At 61.3% G+C, this 21,326-nt stretch carries 23 protein-coding genes and 1 pseudogene; 18 read left to right on the top strand and 6 right to left on the bottom strand.

The features are described from left to right. The first annotated feature begins 85 nt into the window (after positions 1–85). The 10 genes from HF916_RS46000 to HF916_RS45955 all read left to right on the top strand — a co-directional run bounded on the left by HF916_RS46000 (position 86) and on the right by HF916_RS45955 (position 11,117). Complete coding sequence (locus HF916_RS46000; RefSeq protein WP_168795864.1) at positions 86–916, top strand: outer membrane protein assembly factor BamE; 831 nt, start codon at positions 86–88, stop codon at positions 914–916. Between the two features lie 165 nt (positions 917–1,081). Further along, positions 1,082–1,879, top strand: a complete 798-nt coding sequence (gene dapB, locus HF916_RS45995; RefSeq protein ID WP_168795213.1) for a 4-hydroxy-tetrahydrodipicolinate reductase — start codon at positions 1,082–1,084, stop codon at positions 1,877–1,879. A 64-nt stretch (positions 1,880–1,943) separates the two neighbouring features. Then, entirely contained in the window at positions 1,944–2,660 is a 717-nt protein-coding gene (locus HF916_RS45990; RefSeq protein ID WP_168795212.1) for a MotA/TolQ/ExbB proton channel family protein, read from the top strand. 28 nt (positions 2,661–2,688) lie between these two features. After that, entirely contained in the window at positions 2,689–3,120 is a 432-nt protein-coding gene (locus HF916_RS45985; protein ID WP_106285233.1) for an ExbD/TolR family protein, read from the top strand. Positions 3,121–3,514: 394 nt separating this feature from the next. Continuing rightward, the gene (gene leuS, locus HF916_RS45980; RefSeq protein ID WP_168795211.1) at positions 3,515–6,106 is read left to right on the top strand and encodes a leucine--tRNA ligase; all 2,592 of its coding nucleotides are present in this window, start codon (positions 3,515–3,517) and stop codon (positions 6,104–6,106) included. A 91-nt stretch (positions 6,107–6,197) separates the two neighbouring features. Further along, positions 6,198–6,749 (top strand): LPS assembly lipoprotein LptE, encoded by a 552-nt coding sequence (gene lptE, locus HF916_RS45975; protein ID WP_168795210.1) that lies wholly within the window; start codon positions 6,198–6,200, stop codon positions 6,747–6,749. Positions 6,750–6,803: 54 nt separating this feature from the next. Further along, positions 6,804–7,925 (top strand): DNA polymerase III subunit delta, encoded by a 1,122-nt coding sequence (gene holA / locus HF916_RS45970; protein ID WP_168795209.1) that lies wholly within the window; start codon positions 6,804–6,806, stop codon positions 7,923–7,925. Positions 7,926–8,157: 232 nt separating this feature from the next. Further along, the gene (locus HF916_RS45965) at positions 8,158–9,429 is read left to right on the top strand and encodes a glutamate-5-semialdehyde dehydrogenase (protein ID WP_168795208.1); all 1,272 of its coding nucleotides are present in this window, start codon (positions 8,158–8,160) and stop codon (positions 9,427–9,429) included. Between the two features lie 16 nt (positions 9,430–9,445). Beyond that, the gene (locus tag HF916_RS45960; protein ID WP_168795207.1) at positions 9,446–9,862 is read left to right on the top strand and encodes a CopD family protein; all 417 of its coding nucleotides are present in this window, start codon (positions 9,446–9,448) and stop codon (positions 9,860–9,862) included. Between the two features lie 850 nt (positions 9,863–10,712). Then, complete coding sequence (locus HF916_RS45955) at positions 10,713–11,117, top strand: reverse transcriptase N-terminal domain-containing protein (protein ID WP_168795206.1); 405 nt, start codon at positions 10,713–10,715, stop codon at positions 11,115–11,117. A 13-nt stretch (positions 11,118–11,130) separates the two neighbouring features. Here HF916_RS45955 and HF916_RS45950 read toward each other — a convergent pair whose 3' ends face one another. Beyond that, complete coding sequence (locus HF916_RS45950) at positions 11,131–12,234, bottom strand: zinc ribbon domain-containing protein (protein WP_240975132.1); 1,104 nt, start codon at positions 12,232–12,234, stop codon at positions 11,131–11,133. Next, a complete protein-coding gene (locus HF916_RS51310; RefSeq protein ID WP_240975131.1) occupies positions 12,231–12,836 on the bottom strand; it encodes a recombinase family protein in 606 nt (201 codons plus the stop codon). Before HF916_RS51310 ends, HF916_RS45950 begins: the two co-directional genes overlap by 4 nt. Positions 12,837–13,215: 379 nt before the next feature. Between HF916_RS51310 and HF916_RS45945 the strand changes: the two genes are divergently transcribed. Beyond that, positions 13,216–15,279: a recombinase family protein gene (locus tag HF916_RS45945; RefSeq protein ID WP_168787656.1), complete on the top strand. Its 2,064-nt coding sequence runs from the start codon at positions 13,216–13,218 to the stop codon at positions 15,277–15,279. A 5-nt stretch (positions 15,280–15,284) separates the two neighbouring features. Here HF916_RS45945 and HF916_RS45940 read toward each other — a convergent pair whose 3' ends face one another. The 3 genes from HF916_RS45940 to HF916_RS45930 form a co-directional block, all read right to left on the bottom strand. Beyond that, on the bottom strand, positions 15,285–15,671 hold the full coding sequence (locus HF916_RS45940) for a recombinase family protein (protein WP_240975130.1): 387 nt from the start codon (positions 15,669–15,671) through the stop codon (positions 15,285–15,287). A gap of 133 nt (positions 15,672–15,804) precedes the next feature. Continuing rightward, on the bottom strand, positions 15,805–16,080 hold the full coding sequence (locus HF916_RS45935; protein WP_240975129.1) for a DUF6788 family protein: 276 nt from the start codon (positions 16,078–16,080) through the stop codon (positions 15,805–15,807). A 109-nt stretch (positions 16,081–16,189) separates the two neighbouring features. Next, positions 16,190–16,477 (bottom strand): Y4bD/Y4pK family protein, encoded by a 288-nt coding sequence (locus HF916_RS45930; protein ID WP_168788185.1) that lies wholly within the window; start codon positions 16,475–16,477, stop codon positions 16,190–16,192. Between the two features lie 60 nt (positions 16,478–16,537). On the opposite strand from HF916_RS45930, the gene HF916_RS51600 reads away from it, so the two are divergent. From HF916_RS51600 to HF916_RS45920, 3 genes are all read left to right on the top strand, one after another. Next, on the top strand, positions 16,538–16,801 hold the full coding sequence (locus HF916_RS51600; RefSeq protein ID WP_277352298.1) for a reverse transcriptase domain-containing protein: 264 nt from the start codon (positions 16,538–16,540) through the stop codon (positions 16,799–16,801). Next, the gene (locus HF916_RS51595; protein ID WP_346777742.1) at positions 16,746–17,402 is read left to right on the top strand and encodes a group II intron maturase-specific domain-containing protein; all 657 of its coding nucleotides are present in this window, start codon (positions 16,746–16,748) and stop codon (positions 17,400–17,402) included. Before HF916_RS51600 ends, HF916_RS51595 begins: the two co-directional genes overlap by 56 nt. A gap of 509 nt (positions 17,403–17,911) precedes the next feature. Next, positions 17,912–18,361, top strand: coding sequence for a hypothetical protein (locus HF916_RS45920; RefSeq protein ID WP_168795205.1), 450 nt, complete (start codon positions 17,912–17,914; stop codon positions 18,359–18,361). Positions 18,362–18,462: 101 nt separating this feature from the next. Here HF916_RS45920 and HF916_RS52180 read toward each other — a convergent pair whose 3' ends face one another. Beyond that, positions 18,463–18,690 (bottom strand): hypothetical protein, encoded by a 228-nt coding sequence (locus tag HF916_RS52180; RefSeq protein ID WP_431311473.1) that lies wholly within the window; start codon positions 18,688–18,690, stop codon positions 18,463–18,465. 1,171 nt (positions 18,691–19,861) lie between these two features. Here HF916_RS52180 and HF916_RS51295 point away from each other — a divergent pair. From HF916_RS51295 to HF916_RS52175, 4 genes and pseudogenes are all read left to right on the top strand, one after another. Beyond that, the gene (locus HF916_RS51295; RefSeq protein WP_240975884.1) at positions 19,862–20,020 is read left to right on the top strand and encodes a transposase family protein; all 159 of its coding nucleotides are present in this window, start codon (positions 19,862–19,864) and stop codon (positions 20,018–20,020) included. Beyond that, on the top strand, positions 19,963–20,184 hold the full coding sequence (locus HF916_RS51290; protein ID WP_346777741.1) for a transposase family protein: 222 nt from the start codon (positions 19,963–19,965) through the stop codon (positions 20,182–20,184). Before HF916_RS51295 ends, HF916_RS51290 begins: the two co-directional genes overlap by 58 nt. Next, positions 20,105–20,482 (top strand): ISAs1 family transposase, encoded by a 378-nt coding sequence (locus HF916_RS51285; RefSeq protein ID WP_240975730.1) that lies wholly within the window; start codon positions 20,105–20,107, stop codon positions 20,480–20,482. The genes HF916_RS51290 and HF916_RS51285 overlap by 80 nt, the downstream gene beginning before the upstream one ends. Positions 20,483–21,227: 745 nt before the next feature. Continuing rightward, positions 21,228–21,305 (top strand): annotated as a pseudogene (locus HF916_RS52175) (ESPR-type extended signal peptide-containing protein); the annotation flags it as partial. Between the last annotated feature and the right edge of the window lie 21 nt (positions 21,306–21,326).

Genomic DNA, 21,326 nt, shown 5'->3' with positions numbered 1-21,326 from the left:
GAATGAAACTCGCGCGGCTCGTCAACGGGCCCGCACGGTGAGTGAAATGATTTCAAAATCTCAATTGATCTACCGGGGGAGCCGCATGCGGGGTACCTTGATCGCTGTTGCGACTGTCGCGGTTCTTGCCGGATGTTCCACTTACGACAGCCTGACGCAGCGTATTGCCCAAAGCATCACGCCGTACCGCATTACAGTGGTGCAAGGCAATTTCGTCTCGAAAGAAGCGGCTGCACAGATGCAGGTCGGCTTGTCCCGCGCGCAGGTCAAGCAGTTGCTCGGCACGCCGCTCCTGACCGACATGTTCCACGCGGATCGCTGGGACTACGTGTTCTATTTCAAGCGCGGCTCGACTAGCGTCGTGCAGCAGCGCGACTTCGTGGTCATGTTCGCGGGCGACCGCGTCGCCAGCTGGTCGGGTGGTGAAGATCTGCCGTCCAACCTCGAGTTGCTGGCAGAAATCGACGGCGACAAGCTGGGCAAGAAGAAGGCCGCAGCGGCCGTGGCGAGCGGTGCCAGTGGCGCAAGCGCGCCGGCGGCTGACGCGGCGCTGGTCGTGCCGGACACCACGCGTTCGCCGACCGTTGCCGGCGCTGCCGCAGCGGGCGTTCCGTCCACGGACGCCAACGCCGAAGCCGCGCAAGCCGCCAATCGTGCGACCAATGCCGTGCAGTTGTCGCCGAATGCGCGTCCGGCCGTGCCGAGCGCGCCGACTGCCAACGGCGGTGGCATCCCGCAGCAAGGCCCGACGGCCGCGGGTCAACCGCAGTTCCAGTTCCACCGTCCGCCGCCGCCGCAAAATCCGGGCACGGACAACACCAATCCGGTCGGACCGACGGGCCCGCAGAGCAGCAATGGCGCCCCGACGCACAATACGCCACTGACCTCTTCCGCAGCTTCGGGAACGGGCGGCTAATCTCGCTGTCCGTGTCTTAAGACGGGCGCTGCGCGCGGGCAACCGCACCGTGCAAAGCGTCCGTCCGGTTCTTCGTTTTTTCAGTCATGCGCGGCGCCCGGGTGTGCTGCCCGCCGCCGCTTTTGCCCGCCTTTGCCGGGTTTTGCCTTTCGAACCCTCGTAGCCATGAAAATTGCCATTGCTGGCGCATCGGGCCGTATGGGCCGCATGCTCATCGAAACAGTCCTCAACGATTCCGACGCCACGTTGTCCGGCGCGCTCGACCGCGCGGGCTCCCCGCAACTCGGTCAGGACGCCGGCGCGTTTCTGGGCAAACAGACGGGCGTCGTGCTGACCGACGATGTCGAGCGCGTGTTCGCCGAATCCGACTACCTGATCGACTTCACGCGCCCCGAAGGCACGCTGATGCATCTCGAAGCGGCGCAGCGTCACAACGTGAAAATGGTGATCGGCACGACCGGCTTCGACAACGAGCAGAAGGCGCAACTGCGCGCCGCGGCGGACAAGATCGCCATCATGTTCTCGGCGAACATGAGCGTGGGCGTGAACGTCACGCTGAAGCTGCTCGAATTCGCGGCCAAGCATTTCGCGACCGGCTACGACATCGAAATCATCGAGGCGCATCACCGTCACAAGGTCGACGCGCCGTCCGGCACAGCGTTGGTCATGGGTGAGGTGATCGCCGACGCACTCGGCCGCAATCTCGACGATTGCGCGGTCTACAGCCGCGAAGGCGTGACCGGCGAACGCGACCCGTCCACGATCGGGTTTTCGGCGATTCGCGGCGGCGACATCGTCGGCGACCATACGGTGCTGTTCGCGGGCATCGGCGAGCGCATCGAAATCACGCACAAATCGGCGAGCCGTCTGTCGTACGCACAAGGCGCGCTTCGTGCTGTGCGTTTCCTCGAAGGCCACGCAACCGGCTTCTTCGACATGCAGGATGTGCTCGGTCTGCGTTGAGCGTGTCCTGAGCGAACTTCAAGGGCATCGCGCCCCTGAAATCACAACTCCACGGCGAGGTCAGATGGCAGGCAGCAGCGGCATCATCCATTACCTGCAAACCAGCGATGCCATCACGCATGGCGTCGCTTATGTGCTGCTGGCCATGTCGATTGCGAGCTGGTGCTTTCTGATCGTCAAAAGCTGGGTTCTCACGCGCGCCAAACGCCAGTCCACGCGCGCGATTGCGCTGTTCTGGCAGGCGCCTACGCTGTCCGAAGGCGTCGCGGCGTTAAAGCGCGCGGACCGCGAGCGGGTCTTCACGCCGCTGGCCGAAGCGGCGCTGCATGCGTCTGAAGTGGACATTCCGGGCGCGCTGCTCGCGCGTGTCGAGCGCGGCGAGCGGGTGCTGCGGGCGTTGCGTCAGGCGCTCAGCGCGTCGCAGCAGCGGCTCGAATTCGGCCAGGTGCTGCTGGCCTCGGTGGGCAGCACGGCGCCGTTCGTCGGCCTGCTTGGCACCGTGTGGGGCATCTATCACGCGCTTGGCAGCATCGCAGCGAGCGGTCAGGCGCAGATCGAAAACGTCGCCGGGCCGGTCGGCGAGGCGCTCATCATGACCGCCTTCGGCCTCGTAGTCGCGATTCCGGCCGTACTTGCCTACAACGTGCTCGGACGGATGGTGCGGCAGTTGTCGGAGGAACTCGACGGCTTCGCGCACGACCTGCACGCCTACCTGTGCGCGCCGGCGGAGCAGGGCCACACGCAGGCGCCAGTGCGGGCCCAGCAGGCCCCGACCCACTAAGCGCGCCGCTCGGGCGGAAGGAGGCGATATGGCATTCGGCGGACTGGAGAAAAAGCAGACGGCCGCGCCCATGGCCGAGATCAATATGACGCCGCTGATCGACGTCATGCTGGTGCTGTTGGTGATTTTTATCATTACCGCGCCTTTATTCACGCACGCGATCCGGCTCGATTTGCCGAAGGTCGCGGCCGCGCCAGCGCGGCAGACGCCACAAACCATTTCCCTTTCCATCGACGCCGCCGGCAAGCTGTACTGGGACGGCAGCGTGATTACGCTCGAGCAGATGCGCGCGCGCTTCGCGCAAGCGGGCAAACAGAGCGATCAACCGGAGATCCAGCTACGCGCCGAGCGCTCCACGCGCTACGAGGTGATCGCGCAGGTCATGGGCGCGGCGCAGCAGGCCGGCCTTGAGCGGATCGGTTTCGTGACCGACCCGCCGCCGCCGGCTGCGAAGCCTTAGCGGCGCGGCCGGCTGATCACGCCGCTGCGATTCCGGATTAAGAGCGGCGTGTTGCCTTAGCGCTGCGCAACGCAAATACTTTCCAAGCCAAGCCAAGCCAAGCCAAGCCAAGCCAAGCCAAGCCAAGCCAAGCCAAGCCAAGCCAAGCCAAGCCAAGCCAAGCCAAGCCAAGCCAAGCCAAGCCAAGCCAAGCCAAGCCAAGCCAAGCCAAGCCAAGCCAAGCCAAGCCGCGAGCCCGTTCCCCGCCGTCGCGTGCAGCACGCCGCGCGGCGGACCCGTCCGCGGACGGTATAATCAGCCCTTTCCCCCGCCGACGGGGAAACGACGCCATTTCATCCAGCAGAGCACCAAAGCGGCCGGTGCGAAAGCACCGACCCAGCGACTCCATCACACCATGCACGAAAAATACGTTCCCTCCGACGTCGAAGCCGCCGCGCAAGGGCAATGGCGCGCCATCGACGCGTACAAGTCGACGGAAACCACCGACAAGCCCAAGTTCTATTGCGTCTCGATGCTGCCGTACCCGTCGGGCAAGCTGCACATGGGTCACGTGCGCAACTACACGATCAACGACGTGATGTACCGCTATCTGCGGATGAACGGCTACAACGTGCTGATGCCGATGGGTTGGGACGCGTTCGGCATGCCGGCGGAAAACGCCGCGATGGCCAACAACGTGCCGCCGGCGAAGTGGACCTACGACAACATCGCTTACATGAAGAAGCAGATGCAGTCGATGGGTCTCGCGATCGACTGGTCGCGCGAAGTCGCAACGTGCAGCCCGGACTACTACAAGTGGAACCAGTGGCTGTTCCTGAAGATGCTGGAAAAGGGCATCGCGTACAAGAAAACCGGCACCGTCAACTGGGATCCGGTCGATCAGACCGTGCTCGCCAACGAGCAGGTGATCGACGGCCGCGGCTGGCGTTCGGGCGCGCTCGTCGAAAAGCGCGAAATCCCGATGTACTACATGCGCATCACGCAGTACGCGGACGAACTGCTGAACGACCTCGAAGGCCTCGGCTGGCCCGAGCGCGTCAAGATCATGCAGCAGAACTGGATCGGCAAGAGCTTCGGCGTGAACTTCGGCTTCCCGTACGAGATCGACGGCGAACAGAAGCTGCTGCGCGTGTTCACCACGCGCGCCGACACGATCATGGGCGTCACGTTCTGCGCGATCGCCGCCGAGCATCCGCTCGCCACGCGTCTCGCGAAAGACAAGCCGGAACTGCAGGCCTTCATCGAGGAATGCAAGCGCGGCGGCGTCGCTGAAGCCGACGTCGCGACCATGGAAAAGAAGGGCATGGGCACCGGCTTCTACGTCACGCATCCGCTGACGCAGGAACAGGTCGAAGTGTGGATCGGCAACTACGTGCTGATGAGCTACGGCGAAGGCGCCGTGATGGGCGTGCCGGCGCACGACGAGCGCGACTTCGCGTTCGTGAAGAAATACGATCTGCCGATCAAGCAGGTGGTCGCGGTTGAAGGCAAGGAATTCTCGACCGATGCCTGGCAAGAATGGTACGGCGAGAAAACCGGCACGCTGGTCAACAGCGGCAAGTACGACGGCCTCGCTTACGAACAGGCGGTGGACCACATCGCCGCGGACCTGAAGGAACTCGGTCTCGGCGACAAGCAGATCACGTGGCGTCTGCGTGATTGGGGCGTGTCGCGTCAGCGTTACTGGGGCACGCCGATTCCGATCATCCACTGCCCGGCGTGCGGCGACGTGCCGGTGCCGGAAAAAGATCTGCCGGTGGTGCTGCCGGAAGACCTCGTGCCGGACGGCACGGGCAATCCGCTCGCCAAGTCCGAAGCGTTCGTGAACTGCACCTGCCCGACCTGCGGCGGCGCGGCCAAACGCGAAACCGACACGATGGACACGTTCGTCGATTCGTCGTGGTACTTCTACCGCTATGCGTCGCCGGATGCGAAGACCATGGTCGATGAGCGCACCGACTATTGGGCGCCGATGGATCAGTACATCGGCGGTATCGAGCACGCGATTCTTCACCTCTTGTACTCGCGTTTCTGGGCGAAGGTGATGCGCGACATGGGCCTCGTCAACTTCGGCGAGCCGGCGAAAAATTTGCTCACGCAGGGCATGGTGCTCAACGAAACGTATTACCGCGAAAGCGAAGCGGGCAAGAAGACCTGGTACAACCCGGGCGACGTGACCGTTTCGTTCGACGACAAGGGCCGCCCGGTCGGCGCCGTCCTGAACGCGGACGGCCAGCCGGTGGTGCTCGGCGGCGTTGAGAAGATGTCGAAGTCGAAGAACAACGGCGTCGATCCGCAATTGCTGATCGATCAACACGGCGCGGACACCGCACGTCTGTTCGTGATGTTCGCCGCCCCGCCGGAGCAGTCGCTCGAATGGTCCGGCTCGGGTGTGGAAGGCGCGAGCCGCTTCCTGCGCCGCGTGTGGAGCTTCAGTCAGGCGAACGAAGCCGCGCTGCGCCAGGGCGGCACATTCGACGCCGCTCAACTCAGCGACGTCGAGAAGACGCTGCGCCGTGAGATCTACAACGTGCTGAAGCAGGCTGACTTCGACTACCAGCGTTTGCAGTACAACACGGTGGTGTCGGCCGCCATGAAGATGCTCAACGCGCTCGACAGCGCGAAGGGCGCCCGGCCGGCGGTGCTGCGCGAAACCCACAGTGTGATGCTGCGCGTGCTGTATCCGGTCGTGCCGCATCTCACGTTCCAGTTGTGGCAGGAACTCGGTTACGCCGACGAACTCGGCTCGCTGCTCGACGCGCCGTGGCCGAAGGTCGACGAGAAAGCGCTGGAGCAGTCCGAGATCGAACTCGTGCTGCAAGTGAACGGCAAGGTACGCGGCGCGATCACGGTGGCGAAAGACGCCTCGCGTGAAGCGATCGAACAGCTCGCGGCCGCGCATGAGATGGTCGCGAAGTTCAGCGAAGGCAAGGCGCCGAAGAAGATCGTCGTAGTGCCGGGGCGCCTCGTGAACGTGGTCGTGTGAGCATCGACGAAGACATGACAGCAGGCAGGACGCCGCCGCGCATGGCGGCGCTTGTCCGCGCTGCGGAATCTACTGCGAACCAGGAGCCAATGTGACTCGCAGATCGTTTTTGACGCTGGCTTGCAGCGTATTGATGTTGTCCGCTTGCGGCTTCCAGTTGCGCGGCCAGCAGGACTACGCATTCAAACGCCTTTATATCGCCGGCGGTTCCGCGGCAGCGGGCGCACGGTTGGCGCGTATCGTGGAAGGCGGCAGCGACACGGTGGTGGTCAAATCGGTTGCGAATGCCGACGCCACGTTGCAGATCACGGAAGGCCGCGGCATCGGCACGCTGACGCTGAACTCGCTGGGTGTGGTCGAAGAGTATCAATTGAATCTCAACATGAACTATTCGCTGACGGCCAAGGACGGCACGCTGCTGATTCCGCCGAGCGTGATCGCGCTGAACCGCGCGATGACCTATAGCGATCAGTTTTCGCAAGCGAAAGCCTCCGAGAGCGACATTCTCTTCGCCGACATGGAAAAAGACGCGATCGACCAGCTCACGCGCCGTCTGGCGGTCGTGCGCTCGATGCATCCGGCGCCGGGCCAGGAAGTGCCGTCGGTTGCGCCGCGCGCGCCGTTGCCGCCGCCTCCGCTGTGAGCGTCGCGCTTTGTTCGATGTGCCGCACCTGTCCAACCTCGCCGATCGGTAACCATGCAACTGCGACTTGACGCGCTCGAAGCGCATCTCGCCAAGGGACTCGCCGGACTGTACGTCGTGTACGGCGACGAGCACCTGCTCGCGCAGGAAGCGTGCGACCGCATCCGCGCCACGGCGCGCGCGGCAGGCTTCACCGACCGCTCGGTGTTTACGGTGGAACGCGGTTTCGACTGGAGTTCGCTGCTGGGCGCAAGCCAGTCGATGTCGCTATTCGGCGACCGGCAACTGGTCGAGTTGCGCATTCCGTCGGGCAAGCCCGGCAAGGAAGGCGGGGAAGCGCTGAAGGCGCTGGCCGGTTCCGTCAATGACGATGTGCTCACCATGATCACGCTGCCGCGGCTCGACGCGGCCACGCAGAAGTCGGCGTGGTTCACGGCTTTGTCCGACGCGGGCGTCGCGTTGAAAATCGATCCGGTCGAGCGTGCGCAGTTGCCGAACTGGGTCAGCCAGCGGCTCGCAGCGCAGGGTCAGCGAGTTGCCGCTGGCGAAGAAGGGCGGCGCGCGCTGGCGTTCATCGCCGAGCGCGTGGAAGGTAATCTGCTCGCCGCGCATCAGGAAATTCAGAAGCTCGGGTTGCTGTATCCGGCTGGCTCGCTGAGCTTCGAGCAGGTTCAGGACGCCGTGCTCAACGTCGCCCGTTACGATGTTTTCAAGCTGAACGAAGCGATGCTGGCGGGCGACGTCGGCCGCTTGTCGCGCATGCTCGATGGCTTGCGTGGCGAAGGCGAGGCGGCGGTGCTGGTCCTGTGGGCTGTGGTCGAAGAAGTGCGCACCCTGCTGCGGATCAAACGCGGCGTCGCGGCCGGCAAGCCGCTTGCGATGCTGGTGCGCGAGAACCGCGTGTGGGGTCCGCGTGAGCGGCTGATCGGCCCGGCGTTGTCGCGCGTGAGCGAAGGCGCGCTGGAAAAGGCGCTCGCGTTGGCGGCGCGGCTCGATCGTCAGGTGAAGGGGTTGTCGGGCGGTACGCCGGGCAATCATCGCAACGATCCGCCGCCCGATCCGTGGGACGGTCTGTTCGAACTCGCCATGACGGTGGCTTCGCCGAAAACGGCACCCGTGCCGCCGCCACGACCTCGAAGCGGCGCGGCAGCGGCGCCGGCGCGAAGGCCTGTCTGAACCGCAACGGCTAGTTTGATGTGCCTGCGCGGAGAGCGCGGAGCCGCTGACGCTAGTGTTCCGAGTCGCGTTCAAGCGAGCGACGTTCGGCAGTTGACGGCTCAGGCTACCTGGATGCCACCGGCACTGCCGCCGCAAGCAAAGCGCCTTCACCCGACTTACAATCGCTTGATCTTTCGCTAATTCTGCCTGTCCGCTGCACGTCGACGTGCGCGGCATCACGAGACTCACCATGGATATCGACCAGTACATGACCGACCTCGGTCGCCGCGCCCGCCAAGCTTCACGGGCGATGGCACGGGCGTCGACGGCGGCGAAGAACGCCGCGCTCGCGGCCGTTGCGCAGGCTATCGAACGAGATGCCGCGCTGCTGAAAGAAGCCAACGCGCGCGACGTCGCGCGGGCTCGCGACAAGGGCCACGACGCGGCTTTTATCGATCGTCTGACGCTGTCGGATAAAGCGCTGAAGACGATGGTCGAAGGTTTGAGGCAAGTCGCCGCGCTGGCCGATCCGATCGGCGAGATCAGCAATCTGAAGTACCGGCCGAGCGGCATTCAGGTCGGCCAGATGCGCGTGCCGCTGGGCGTGATCGGCATCATCTACGAATCGCGTCCGAACGTGACGATCGACGCCGCCGCGTTGTGCTTGAAGTCGGGCAACGCGACAATTCTGCGCGGCGGTTCGGAAGCGCTCGAATGCAACACGGCGCTGGCGAAGCTGATCGGCGAAGGGCTGGAAGCAGCCGGTTTGCCGCAGGACGCCGTGCAAGTGGTGGCGACGTCGGACCGTGCGGCCGTCGGTAAGCTGATCACGATGACCGAATTCGTCGACGTGATCGTGCCGCGCGGTGGCAAGAGCCTGATCGAGCGCTTGATGAACGAAGCGCGCGTGCCGATGATCAAGCACCTCGACGGCATCTGCCACGTCTACGTGGACGACCGCGCGGATCTGGCCAAGGCGCTGACCGTCTGCGACAACGCCAAGACGCACCGCTACGGCACCTGCAATACGATGGAAACGCTGCTGGTGGCGCGCGGCATCGCCGCCGAAGTGCTGCCGCCATTGGGCAAGCTGTATCGCGACAAGCAAGTCGAACTGCGCGTGGACGCGGCGGCGCGCGCGGTGCTGGCGGACGCGGGCGTGGGACCGCTCGTCGATGCCACCGAGGAAGACTGGCGCACCGAATACCTCGCGCCTGTGCTGGCGATCAAAGTGGTCGAGAACCTCGATGCGGCGATCGATCACATCAACACGTACAGCTCGCAGCACACCGACGCGATCGTCACGGAAGACCACGATCGCGCCATGCGCTTCCTGCGCGAAGTGGATTCGGCGAGCGTGATGGTCAACGCCTCGACCCGTTTCGCGGATGGTTTCGAATTCGGCCTGGGCGCGGAAATCGGGATCTCGAACGACAAGCTGCATGCGCGTGGCCCGGTGGGTCTGGAAGGGCTGACGTCGCTCAAGTACGTCGTGCTGGGCCACGGCGAAGGCCGGCAATAAAACAAGAGGACCGCTGATGCTTTGGGTAAAAACGTTTCACATTGTTCTGATTGCTTCATGGTTCGCCGGCCTGTTCTATTTGCCGCGCATCTTCGTCAATCTGGCGATGGAAACGGAACCCGCGGCGACGGCGCGTTTGCTGACGATGGCGCGCAAGTTGTTCCGCTTTATGACGTTTATTGCGGTGCCGGCTTTGGCGTGCGGGTTGTGGTTGTGGCTGGTGATCGGCATCGGGCGTGGGCAGGGGTGGATTCACGCGAAGGTTGGCGTGGTGGTGCTGCTGATCATCTATCACGCGTATTGCGGCGTGCTGCTGCGGACCTTCGAGCGTGGGGAGAATCGTCGCTCGGATAAGTGGTATCGGATGTTTAATGAACTGCCGGTACTGGGGATGTTGGCGGCGGTGGCGTTGGTGGTGATTAAGCCGTTTTAGGTTACTTGCGGGCGTTGGTTGGGTGCAGGTTGTTGGGGGCTTCGATTTTGAAAAGGGCGGTTTGCTGGGTTCGGCAAACTGCCCTTTTTTGTTGGTGGCGCGGGTGCGGGGCGCTTTGTCCTAGGCCGAATGGCTAGGTTGGTTTTCAGCCTATATTGGGACGGCCAAGGCGCGTGCGGCCTGATTTATAATTCTTGAGCCACTGGCATCAACCGGTGGTCGGGTTTGACAGCCTGGTGCGACCTGCAAAGTCGCGTGATTCTCTGTTTCACCGAGCGCAGTAACTCTGATGAAACCGGCTGTTCCATCAGCCGTTCCCTACCCGGACATGCGAAGCTGGCAACGGCTTGGTGTGAAGCTCCGGGGACAAAGCAACTGCCGAATACCCGGTACGTCGAGCTGCGAGGCAAGACGGAATCTGCCAGCACGAAGGCGGAGAGGTGCAAGGGATGGATGGGTACGACCAACATATGTGAATGTCTGATACGTGTCGTCACAAACAACAAGCCAAACGTGCTGACAGGCTTGAACCAAAACGGTACGCGGCGAGGAATGGTCTCCTCTCAGGCTTGGGCCATCATGGACAGAACGCCGCCGGCGCAGTAGGACAGGTCCGCAGCATCCCGAGAGTCATGCGGAACAGGGTGAGCCCGTATCGCCGCCCAATGGGCAGGTCGACCGTAAGGAAAGCTTTTGGTGATGCGGGTAAAGGAGTGCGGAAAAAGCGAAAGCCTTTCTGTAATGGACAGGATACGGGCTGAAACATTGTCCGACGCGAAAGCGGGCAGACTTCCCCATGGTCATTCATGGCGAGAGAATCTTTGACTAACCGTTGTACGAGGGAAAGCAGATGACGGCGAACGGTGCGAAAGCATTGGACACTGGTGCGCCCTCGCACGCCAGAGTCATGTGGGATCAGGCGAACTGGTCACGCATCGCGGCCGACGTGAAGCGGCTTCAGATGCGTATCGCCAAGGCAGTCCGGGAAAACGGGTGGGGCAAGGCGAAGGCCTTGCAACATCTGCTGACCCGCTCGCATAACGGCAAGATGCTTGCTGTGAAGCGGGTGACGGAAAATCGCGGTAAGAGAACGCCGGGGGTGGACGGTAGGGTCTGGTCATCTCCGGCGGCCAGATGGAACGGAATGTTGTCGCTACGTCATCGGGGCTATCGCACGATGCCGCTGCGGCGCGTCTACATTCCCAAGAGTAATGGGAAAAAGCGTCCGTTAGGAATCCCGACGGTGGTTTCATAATGCACTCTCACAGTTAAGTGTTGGAATGTTGCGGCTTCAGATGCGCTGAAGTACGCACCCAGTCTCGAAGTTCTTGTTCCTTGGTGCTGTCCAGCGCAATCCACCACCCCCTCCGATCATCAAGCTTACGTGCTTCGACGATACGGCGCTCGATCCAGTAATAGACGACGTGCATGCTGACCCGCAAGCGCCCGGCGAGTTGCTGCACGGTGAGTTCGTCAGGGCGTATCAGGCAAGTCGCTGGAATGGCGTACTTGTAGCGGATCCATTTGATCATGGCGAGCGTAAAAGGCTTGCCATGGGGGCTGCGCAGCCCTTCCTGATTGAGGTGTGCGACGATTTGCAGATCGGACAGCTGCTGAGACAGTCTGCGGACCTGCTCGACGATTTCCGCCGGACAACGTATCGCTTCGGGAGCCGGCCTGGGCAGATTGACAGTGATGTCGGTGCAGGCACCGCCTTGCCAGCGCACATGCAGAACGAGCTGCCGTTGGTCGAGCAATTTCTCCACCGTGATGTCCTTGATGAGGAGTCGCAGCATACGTTTGCGCTCCTTCGCCGGGGTGGTCGGAGCTCGCCACAGGCGTGGCAGATCGCGCGCCAATGCGAGGACCTGGGCCTTCTGCTCCGCCGTGACGACGCGCGCCTTCTGGCTCTGGAATTGGGTGGCTTCCGTCCTGATCGATTCGAGACGAAGCAACGCGTCGTTCCAGCGTCGTTCGAGGGTGCCTGCGACCAACCGGTTGGCGGGGTCGCACTCCTGGTAGCGCCGTTCGGCGAGGGCAGTCTCGTATTCGGCGCGCTCGATGCGCATGTGCCACTGACGCATGATGGCGAGGTCGCGTTGCTCAAGCTCCTGCAGGGCCGTGACGGCGAGTTCGAGTTCGGCCGGGCGCAGCGCCGTGAGCACCGCTTCGCCGATCACGTTGTCGAGCAGGTCGCTGCGCACATACACGCAATCCCTGGTCGCCAAACCTTGGTGGCGCTGCTTGCTGCACAGATAGATCGGGCGGATGCCGCCGTGACCCTGGTAGCGTACCGTGATTGCCCGGCCACAGCGTGCGCACACCAGCAGTCCCTGCAGCAACGCGAGCCCTTCGCGCGCCGGGCCACTCAACAGGTACCTTCACCGTTCGTCCGGTTGCGCGCCAGGCGGGCCTGATTCTGCTCAAACTCCTCCGGGGTAATGTACCCTTCGTGGTGCCCGGGCAGATGGACGCGCCAGTCGGTCTTCGGAACCGGCTGCACGCGCTTGAGCACCTCTCCCTGTGGTGTGATGCGCTGGCGGTACTGATAGCGCCCAAAGACGTAGACGCCTGCATACGACGGATTCATGATCAATCCGAGCACACGTCCGTGACTCAGTCGTCCCCAGATGAGTTTGCCCGCCCAGGCTCCTCCGTAGGCGCGCTTCGGAAAGCGTAGCCCGTCTTCGGCAAACCGCTTGACGACAGCGTACGCACTACCGGTTTCGCGGAACAGACGGAATACCAGTTGCACGGCGCCGCGCACTTCGTCATCAGGATCCAGGACGATGCGGTCTTCACCGTCATAGCACAGGCCGACTGGTAGCGGAAAGCGCAACTCTCCCTTCTGCGCCTTGTTGAGCTTGCCGCCCTGGAGGCGCCCGCGCAGAAAATGGAGTTCGGCCTGAGCCATCGTGCCTTTGAGACCGAGAAGCAGGCCGTCGTTGAAGTCGCCCGGGTCGTACGAGGACACATCTTGGTACCCCTGTTCGGCTGCCAACAGGGCGGCTGGAACAGGTAACTGTCACTGATCCCGCCCATCCGCTGTATGGCCGCACCTTTGCTGTCGTGGCATCGGCGGCCACGGTCGGCGCATATGGTCAAGTCACCGTCGCTTATCGGGACGACGTCCTGTTAAAAATTCCGGTGGTGGCGACTTCTCTCCGTCCGACGTCTGAGCGTCTACCATCGAGCAAACTATCGGCCGATAGCGTCCGGGAACTGGTTCGTGTGGCCAGAGAGCTGGAGTCACCAGAAAATCATGGATCAGTCTTCTATTTAAATAAGGAGTGCTTGATAATAGATGGGAATTGCGATTTACAGAATACGGTTGCTGCCTCGAGGGACAAGCCATGACATCGGAACTTGTAACGGCCCGACATCTGTGCCGTAAGGCAATAATCTATATCAGGCAATCCACTCCGAACCAGGTAGTAACCAATCAGGAAAGCCTGCGATTGCAGTATGCGCTGCGCCAGCGGGCAAGCGATCTGGGCTGGGATGATGCGAATATCGAGGTGGTCGACATGGATCTTGGCCTAAGTGGCTCGACGCTTTCGCATCGTGAGGGCTTCAAGGATGTGATTGCCCGCGTGACCCTGGGCGAGGTCGGCATCATCCTCTCGTACGAAGTAACCCGGCTTGCACGTAATTGCACGGACTGGTATCCCTTGCTGGATCTGTGTGGGTTTCGCCAATGTCTTATCGGCGATCGCGATGGCGTATATGATCCGGGTTCTGCGAACGGACGCCTTTTGCTGGGTTTGAAGGGCACGATTTCCGAGGTCGAGTTGCACACCCTGCGTGGCCGCCTGACGGCCGGACTGCTGAACAAGGCAAAGCGCGGTGAACTGGCGTTGCTGCTACCCGCAGGACTCGAGCGCGACACCAACGGCATGGTGCATAAAGATCCGAACCAGGAGGTGCAGGATCGGGTATCGCTGATCTTTACGACGTTTCTGGGTCTTGGGTCGGTGGGCAAAGTAATGCGCCGCTTCCGCGATCACGCGCTGACCTTGCCGCGGCGCGACCGGTTTGGCGACATCATCTGGCGTTCACCAACGGCCAATATGCTCACGGCGATTCTGAAGAATCCTGCCTACGCGGGTGCGTTCGTCTATGGTCGAACCCGGTCGTGCCATTCGACTTATGCCAACGGCAAGCTCATCACAGAACGCTGTCCTATGTCAGAATGGAAAATCGTCGTGAAAGACCGTTATCCTGTCTACCTCGACTGGGAACGTTTCGAACAGGTCCAGGCCATGTTGCGCGATAACCATGCGGAATATCAGCGAAACCAGACGCGCGGGATACCCCGCGACGGTGCAGCCGTGCTCCAGGGCATCGTCTGGTGCGGGCAATGCGGTCACAAGATGGCGGTGCAGTACAAGAATGCGAACAGGTACGTCTGTAACTATCTGCTGCGTAGTCAGGGTGGCCAACTATGCCAGCACCTCCCTGCTGACCTTATTGATGCGCGGGTCGTGGAGGCCTTCCTCGCGGCAGTTGGACCCGCGGAGCTCGAAACGTGGGCGGGTGCAAACCATGCAAGACAGCAGACCCGTGATGCCGCCAACCGGGCAGAGGTGCAGCAGGTCGAACGGCTACGCTATCAGGCGCTCCTGGCCGAGCGCCAATACAATCGCGTCGATCCGGATAACCGTCTGATTGCTGCCGAGCTTGAACGGCGGTGGGAAACGGCGCTGCGCGAACTGCGACAGGCGGAGGATGCGCTTGCCCGTCATCAGGTTGAGGCATGCAAACCGGAGGCGCTCAGTGCTGAAGAGCAAAATGACTTTCTTGCGCTCGGTACCCAGCTACCGGAAATCTGGCAGCGACCGCAAGTCAATCGCGAGAGCAAGAAGGCCCTGCTGCGTTCCCTGATTGATAAAGTGATCCTGCACCGGGTAACGCGTGATCGGATCGCAATCCGTGTTGTCTGGCGAGGTGGTGAGATCTCCCAACTGGAGGTCGAGCCGCGTGTGCATGCCGCGCGGGCACTCACCAGGGGCGCCGAGATGGAAGCCCGCGTGCTTGAACTTGCCCGGCAGGGCATCGACGATGCCACAATAGCCGGAATACTGTCCCAGGAGGGGTATCACTCGGCCCGATGCAGCCATGTCCCGGCACGGACCGTACAGCTCATCCGGCAGCGTCATCGTGTATTGCACGACGCCAGATCAATGCGTGCGCGGCACATCTCTGGATGGTTGACCGTTGCCGATGTCGCGCAATCCCTGCAGGTTTCGACCTCGTGGATCAAGCGACGCATCCGCGACGGCGTCATCTGTGTCCAGCGCGATTCGCATGACAAACGTTTCCTGTTTCCCAATACCCCGGAGAGCATATCCGCTCTCCATGAGCTCAAATCGGGCGTGCGAAACCATCTCGTTATCGCCCCGCGAGCAAACACATGAGGGCATCAACATGACCGATCGTAGCAACCATCGGAATCGATCACGAGGGTATGAGTGAGCGCACACAGTTCGAGCAGGCGATGCCAGTCCAGGTTCGAGCGTGCCAGGCGTGACACCTCCAGGGCAAGTACTGCACCCACTTGCCCCATCGAGACATCCGCCACCAGCGTCTTGAAGTCCTCGCGGCCCGTCATCTGCGCGCCCGAGTGACCGAGGTCCCGGTCCAGCGTACGGATCGCCGTTTCGGTCCAGCCCAATGCAAGCGCCTTGTCCTTCAACGCGTACTGGCGCTCGGTGCTCTCCTGATGGTGCAGCACCTGGGCTTGCGTCGACTGGCGGATATAAATGTACGCCGGCTTGCCCAGATGTTGCGGGGTGATCTTGGGGTTCATCGACGGCCTCCTCACTCGGTTCCAGCGCGGACCCGGCGGTGAGCCAGGCCTCGAGCATGTTGGCGATGAGTACGCCGGCCAGGTGCGGATCGATGCAGTCGGTGAGCGATGGCGTCTGGCTCACCGACGTCCCTTAGATCGCCTCGCGGCGGCGCAGTAGTTCGCGGTTGATCTCGCAGATCTCCTCGATGATCTCGCGAACCCGGTGATAGTTCGCCAGGCGCTCGGTGACGTCGGCGTAATCGTCTTGCGGCACGTAGTCCATTTGTGGCCGGCGGCCGGGAAAACTCACCGACAGGTAATACTTGGGGCCATGACCGGGGCCGTCGGCACATTTGCAGCCAGGTTTGCCGCAGCGCTTGTAGCGCTCGATGAGCGAGCCCCTGAGCAGCGTGTCCAGAGCCGGCATTTGCCGCAGCAACTGGGCACGACGCCTGCGCAAAGTCGACGATGGTGTGTCTTGCATGATCAGACCACGTATCTAACTGGTCTGATACTAGGTCAAGAATATCCATTGATCAAGCTCCTTTGGTGGATGACTTCTTCGAGGCCGAAACGGCAAGCTGGTCGATCAGGTCGATCAGCTCTAGCAGCATGTCCAGATCGAAGCGGCACGCGGTGACGCCAGCACCGTCGTGAACAGAGGGCATGCCCCAGTCGGTCCATTCGCGGGCAATGCTGAAGCTGCCGCGTTCTGCATGACCCAGAAGCAGCGTATCAACCCCGCCGACGCGCCGGGTCTTCAGTACTGGAAAACGTTGACCTTTTAACGGATGGAATGGATGGCAGATCTCAGCCCATCCCAAATACTCGTTGAGCGCTGGTGCAGTTCGCGCTAACCGTCCCCGTGCATGAGGTGCCGGGCGATGCAGGCTTTATGGAAGCTCGCACTGGAACCGATCGCGGAGACTCTGGCGGATGTCAACTCCTACGGCTTCCGGGCCGAACGCTCGACTGCCGATGACATCCAGCACTGCTTCAACGCTCTGGCGAGGCGAACCTCGCCAGAGTGGATTCTGGAGGGTGATATCCGAGGCTGTTTCGACAACTTCAGTCACTCCTGGATTCTGGAGAATGCGGCGATGGACAAGGAAGTCCTGCGCAAGTGGATGCAGGCCGGATATCGATGAGGGAACCCTGTTCGAGTCACGGGCCGGCACCCCGCAAGGGGGTGTCATCTCACCCGTGATCGCGAATATGGCGTTAGACGGACTGGAAGCAGCGGTCCATGCAAGTGTAGGCGCTTCCAGACACGCTCGCAAACAGGCGAAGCTTAACGTCATCCGCTACGCCGATGATTTCGTGGTGACCGGTGCATCGAAAGAGGTACTGGAATCCCGGGTGCTTCCGGCGGTCAGGGCATTCATGGCTGTTCGGGGTCTGGAACTCTCAGAAGAAAAAACCCGGATCACGAATATGGCGGACGGTTTCGATTTCCTCGGTCAGAACGTGCGCAAGTACAGCGGCAAGTTACTGATCAAGCCAGCGAGGAAAAGCATAAAGTCGCTGCTCGACAAGGTCAGAGTGATCATCAAAGGCCATGCGAGTGGCGCACAGGAAGCGCTGATACACAGGCTTAACCCGGTCATTCGGGGATGGGCAATGCATCACCGTCATGTTGTGTCGAAAGTGACTTTCTCATGGGTAGACTCGCACATCTGGCAACTGCTCTGGCACGGGGCAAGACGCAGGCATCCCAGGAAAGGAGCACGGTGGGTGAGGAGGAAATAATACTTCCGGGTAGATGGATGGCGTTCATGGGTCTTTGCCACGGACAGTGTGGCTTACGGTATTCATGGGCTGCAACGTTTCCAGGCATCGACGGTCCCGATTACGCGGTACGTCAAGATCTGCGGCAGCGCCCATCCATTCGATCCAGCTTGGGACGACTACTTCATCCGCCGTCACACCAAAACTCGTTCCATCAAACCGCTCGGTGCCAATGCCTGGTGCTGAAGAATGGCTTGAGCCGGATGCGGGGTGACTCGCACGTCCGGTTCAAGGGGGCGGCGGCGCAGCAATGCGCCGCTGCTACCCGACCGCTTGAAACCGCACACTCGCCATGCGGGTCGTGCGTCTATCTCTGCACGTCTGTATTTTCTATGGGCGGGCTGTGGTGGAGGAGTCGCAAGGCTCGCCGGATTGTTTCAAGCCCGGTCTGTCAACTTCGCTACATGCCCGCTCACCCTCCTTGCAAGCGAGTGTCGGGCGATCCAGGTAAGTCTTAGGGAGATCGCACCATGAGCAAGTCCATCAAAAATCAACACACCTCACGCCCGCCTGTCGATGCCTTGCAGTACGAAAAGCTCGCCCTGTCGGCATTCGGTTCGTGCGAACGACAATTGACTCAACTCAACAGACTTGCCACGCTTGCGACCTCGATATATAGGAACCCCGCACTGACGAGCCACGAACGACGCAGCCGCCAAGTGCTGCTTGAGTTGCTGGTTGAAACGTGCGAGGAGTATGAGCGGGAAGTGGAATGCGACCGCGAACTGTATCAAGTGATTGCGCTCGATGCGCGTGGCATCGCTCATCGCCGGATTACGGCTAGTGCTGCGGCGAAACTTCTGGCTGAAGCGGGACAGAAAGCGAAGAAGGCTGAAGCGGAGGGTGAACCGCACGCGACAGCGCCGCGTAAATCGGCACAGGGAAAGGCAGACGCAGCGGTTGCCGCGTCAGCGCACTAAGACGAACTTCCGATACGCTCCAGCAATGAAAAGAGGCGCGAACGGAACAGATCGCGCCTCGTGGGTTTTGACTGACAGACAGCAGCACGCTATCCGAACACTTATGCGCCGGCCCCGCGCGTCGTACGTGACGACGGGGCACGCCATGCATCTCGACGGCGCACGTACACATCAGTGAAAGCGTAATCGGTTGCGTTCATGCCAGAGGCGGGCCTGTAGTGATTGACACCGGAGACCATTGCGACATTGCCAAAGACACGCACCTTCAGCTCCCCGCGCGTCGGCGCTAACAAGACGTCGGCCCTTTCGCGACGGGCCCCGTCAGGCATCGTCTTGACGAACGAGTCACCGAGCAGGCGGTCGAGCGTCACGCGGTCGTCGTGAATAGGCTTCCACCCGTGTTTGCTTTATCGCTGCAAGCGCGGCCTCGACTAGCACCTCCGTTTGAAGCCGGGTGGCCAGCAGGCAGGTCGATGGGCCTATGGCGGCCAGGAAGCCTGCGTGTTTCATCATTTCCCTTTGATGAACCGGCGCCGCGCCATGTCGGACGCGGCCACCAGACCACGTTGAGTACCCGCTATGCGACGTTACTGCACGAGCTTGCGCTCCATTTGAGACGAGATGGCACGCCAGCCATCAGGCCGTCTTGCATAGATGGCGGTAAATGTAAATTTGATCGGCACGGCGCCGGGGGGCGGGCGAATAGTAATTCACTCCGGTGACGACGGCGGTGTCCCCGCTCACATGTTCCTCGAGTTGGTCGAGCGATTGGGACGAACCCGCTGCCAGGCTTGGCGCGGCGAGCGCGTCGGCCTTGCTGCGGCGCATGCCGTTGGCCGTCACCTCGACGAACGAGTCGTCGAGCGCTTTTGTCGAGTGCAGCTTCGACGTGACTCGACGCCGCCTCGGCCTAAGAATGTTCGCGTGCGAGCAGCGCGGCTTCGTCCGGCGTAGCGGCGCACGAAATCGATGCAGCGGACGAGAGCAGCGGCCCTGCAACGGTCAGGATGGCGACGGGTTTCATCACTATTCTTTGTTGAAGATTTCTCGAACGCGGATGCCGGGCTGGTGATTCTGCCGATAGGTCACGCGCCAAGGGACAAAACCGTGCTGTTCAGGATTGGGTTGCGGGTACCGCCTGGAATAAGGTCCGCTAATGTAATCGGGCGCTTTTGGCGACTGTCCTGGCTTGGCAGATTTTTTGTCGAATCGATTGATTTCGATTTTTTGGATGGTGATCGGATTTCTCCACGGGACTATTCATAAAATTCCAACTGTTGATTAAAAAAATTCCGGACTCGGGGTCGCTTTATTAAAAAGAAAGAATTTTATGGACGACGCTAAGTCATGTCGTTTATCGCAATCAGGCTGGTCTTGGTCTTTTATTCGCGATCGGTCAATTAACAGGGCAATCGCATGAAACGTTACAGATAGTGAAGAGCCGGTTGTAAGCACGATTTAAGGCGCGTTTCCACTGCCTTTTCGGGTTCGGAAGACGTGATGCAGGAAGTGCTGAGTATTGAAAAGGCGTTTTGTGATTTGCGCCATGCGCGCAGCCGCACGCCAGTCCATGATCTGACGGAAATACTGGTGGTGGCGCTGTGCGCGATTCTCTCGGGTGCCGACAGTTGGGGGAGATTCAGGCCTGGGCCGAGGTGAAGCTCGACCGGTTGCGGCGGTACGTGCGACTGGTCAACGGTGTACCGTCTCACGACACGTTCGGGCGCAGGTTTGCCGCGCTAGATGCGCAGCAGTTCGAAGCTTGCTTCATGCGCTGGGTGGCTAATTTGCGTGGCGCTGAGCGGCGAGGTGCTCGCCGTTGACGGCAAGACGGTGCGTGACCCTCATCGCGGCGAGCAGCGGGCACTGCACCTGGTGTCTGCCTACGGCAGTGGTCTCGGTATGGTACTGGCGCATGTGCGCCCGGCGGACAGAAGCAACGAGATCACCGCGATTCCCGAGTTACTGGATGCACTGCTGCTCAAGGGCGCGACTGTGACAATTGATGCGATGGGTCGCCAGAACGCATTGCCGGCAAGATCAACCGCGCGCAGGCTGGCAATGTATGGCAGTCAAGGGGAGTCAGTCGGCGCTGGCGGGCCCGGTGAGCGGCACCTTTGATGCACTGGAGCACTGGCCCGCGAAGTACGCAGGTACGGTTTATGAATATCGCGAGATTAACAACGACTATGGCCGTATATGGACACGGCACTGCGTGAGCCGGGACATCTCCTTACGCCGGCCTGGCAAGGTCGATGGACGCTGGCCCGGCTCACGCACGCTCGCCATGGTTGAAGCCACGCGCGAGACCTGCGGTGTGGCGCCTGCCGAGCATCTCATTACTACATCAGCAGTCTGCCCGCCAACGCGTGCCGGAACGCCCATGCAATGCGTTCTTACTGGCGCGCTCAGAACGGCATGCACTGGTGGGTACTCGACATAGCTTTCGGCGAGCACTAAGTGCCGCATCCGGTTGCCGAACGCTGCGCAGAAATTCGCGATCCTGCGCCGTATCGCCATGAATCTGCTCAAACGTGATACCTCCGCCAAGCTCGGACCGAAGAGCCCCCGCCTGAAGGTCTGTGCCAACGACTCCTACGGCGCGACGCTGCTTGGCTTGGGAGCTTCATGCGATTGCCCTGGCAGATTTTTGCAATTGCGATCTAGTTTAAGACATGTCTTATTCAATGCACGGGTGACGATACCTATATTTGCGACATTGCTCCAATGAATTTCGGGGTGACTGTGGGAATTTGAGATTTTTCCTACGCCGTTTCATAGGCCTTGGTTGCCATTCGATGCCTAAGCCATTCTTCTGGGGCAGCGCAGCGTTGAACATGTCACTGCAAATTAAATAGGTAAATTTGTGAATAAATCGTATAAAACCGTTTGGAATGACGTCGCGGGTTCTTGGTCAGTAGCTTCGGAGTTAGCCAAGGGACGCACGAAGAGCGGCAAATCCGCA

This window comes from Paraburkholderia aromaticivorans (assembly GCF_012689525.1).
Taxonomy (GTDB): domain Bacteria; phylum Pseudomonadota; class Gammaproteobacteria; order Burkholderiales; family Burkholderiaceae; genus Paraburkholderia; species Paraburkholderia aromaticivorans_A.
This window is presented reverse-complemented; position numbering and strand designations above follow the sequence as displayed.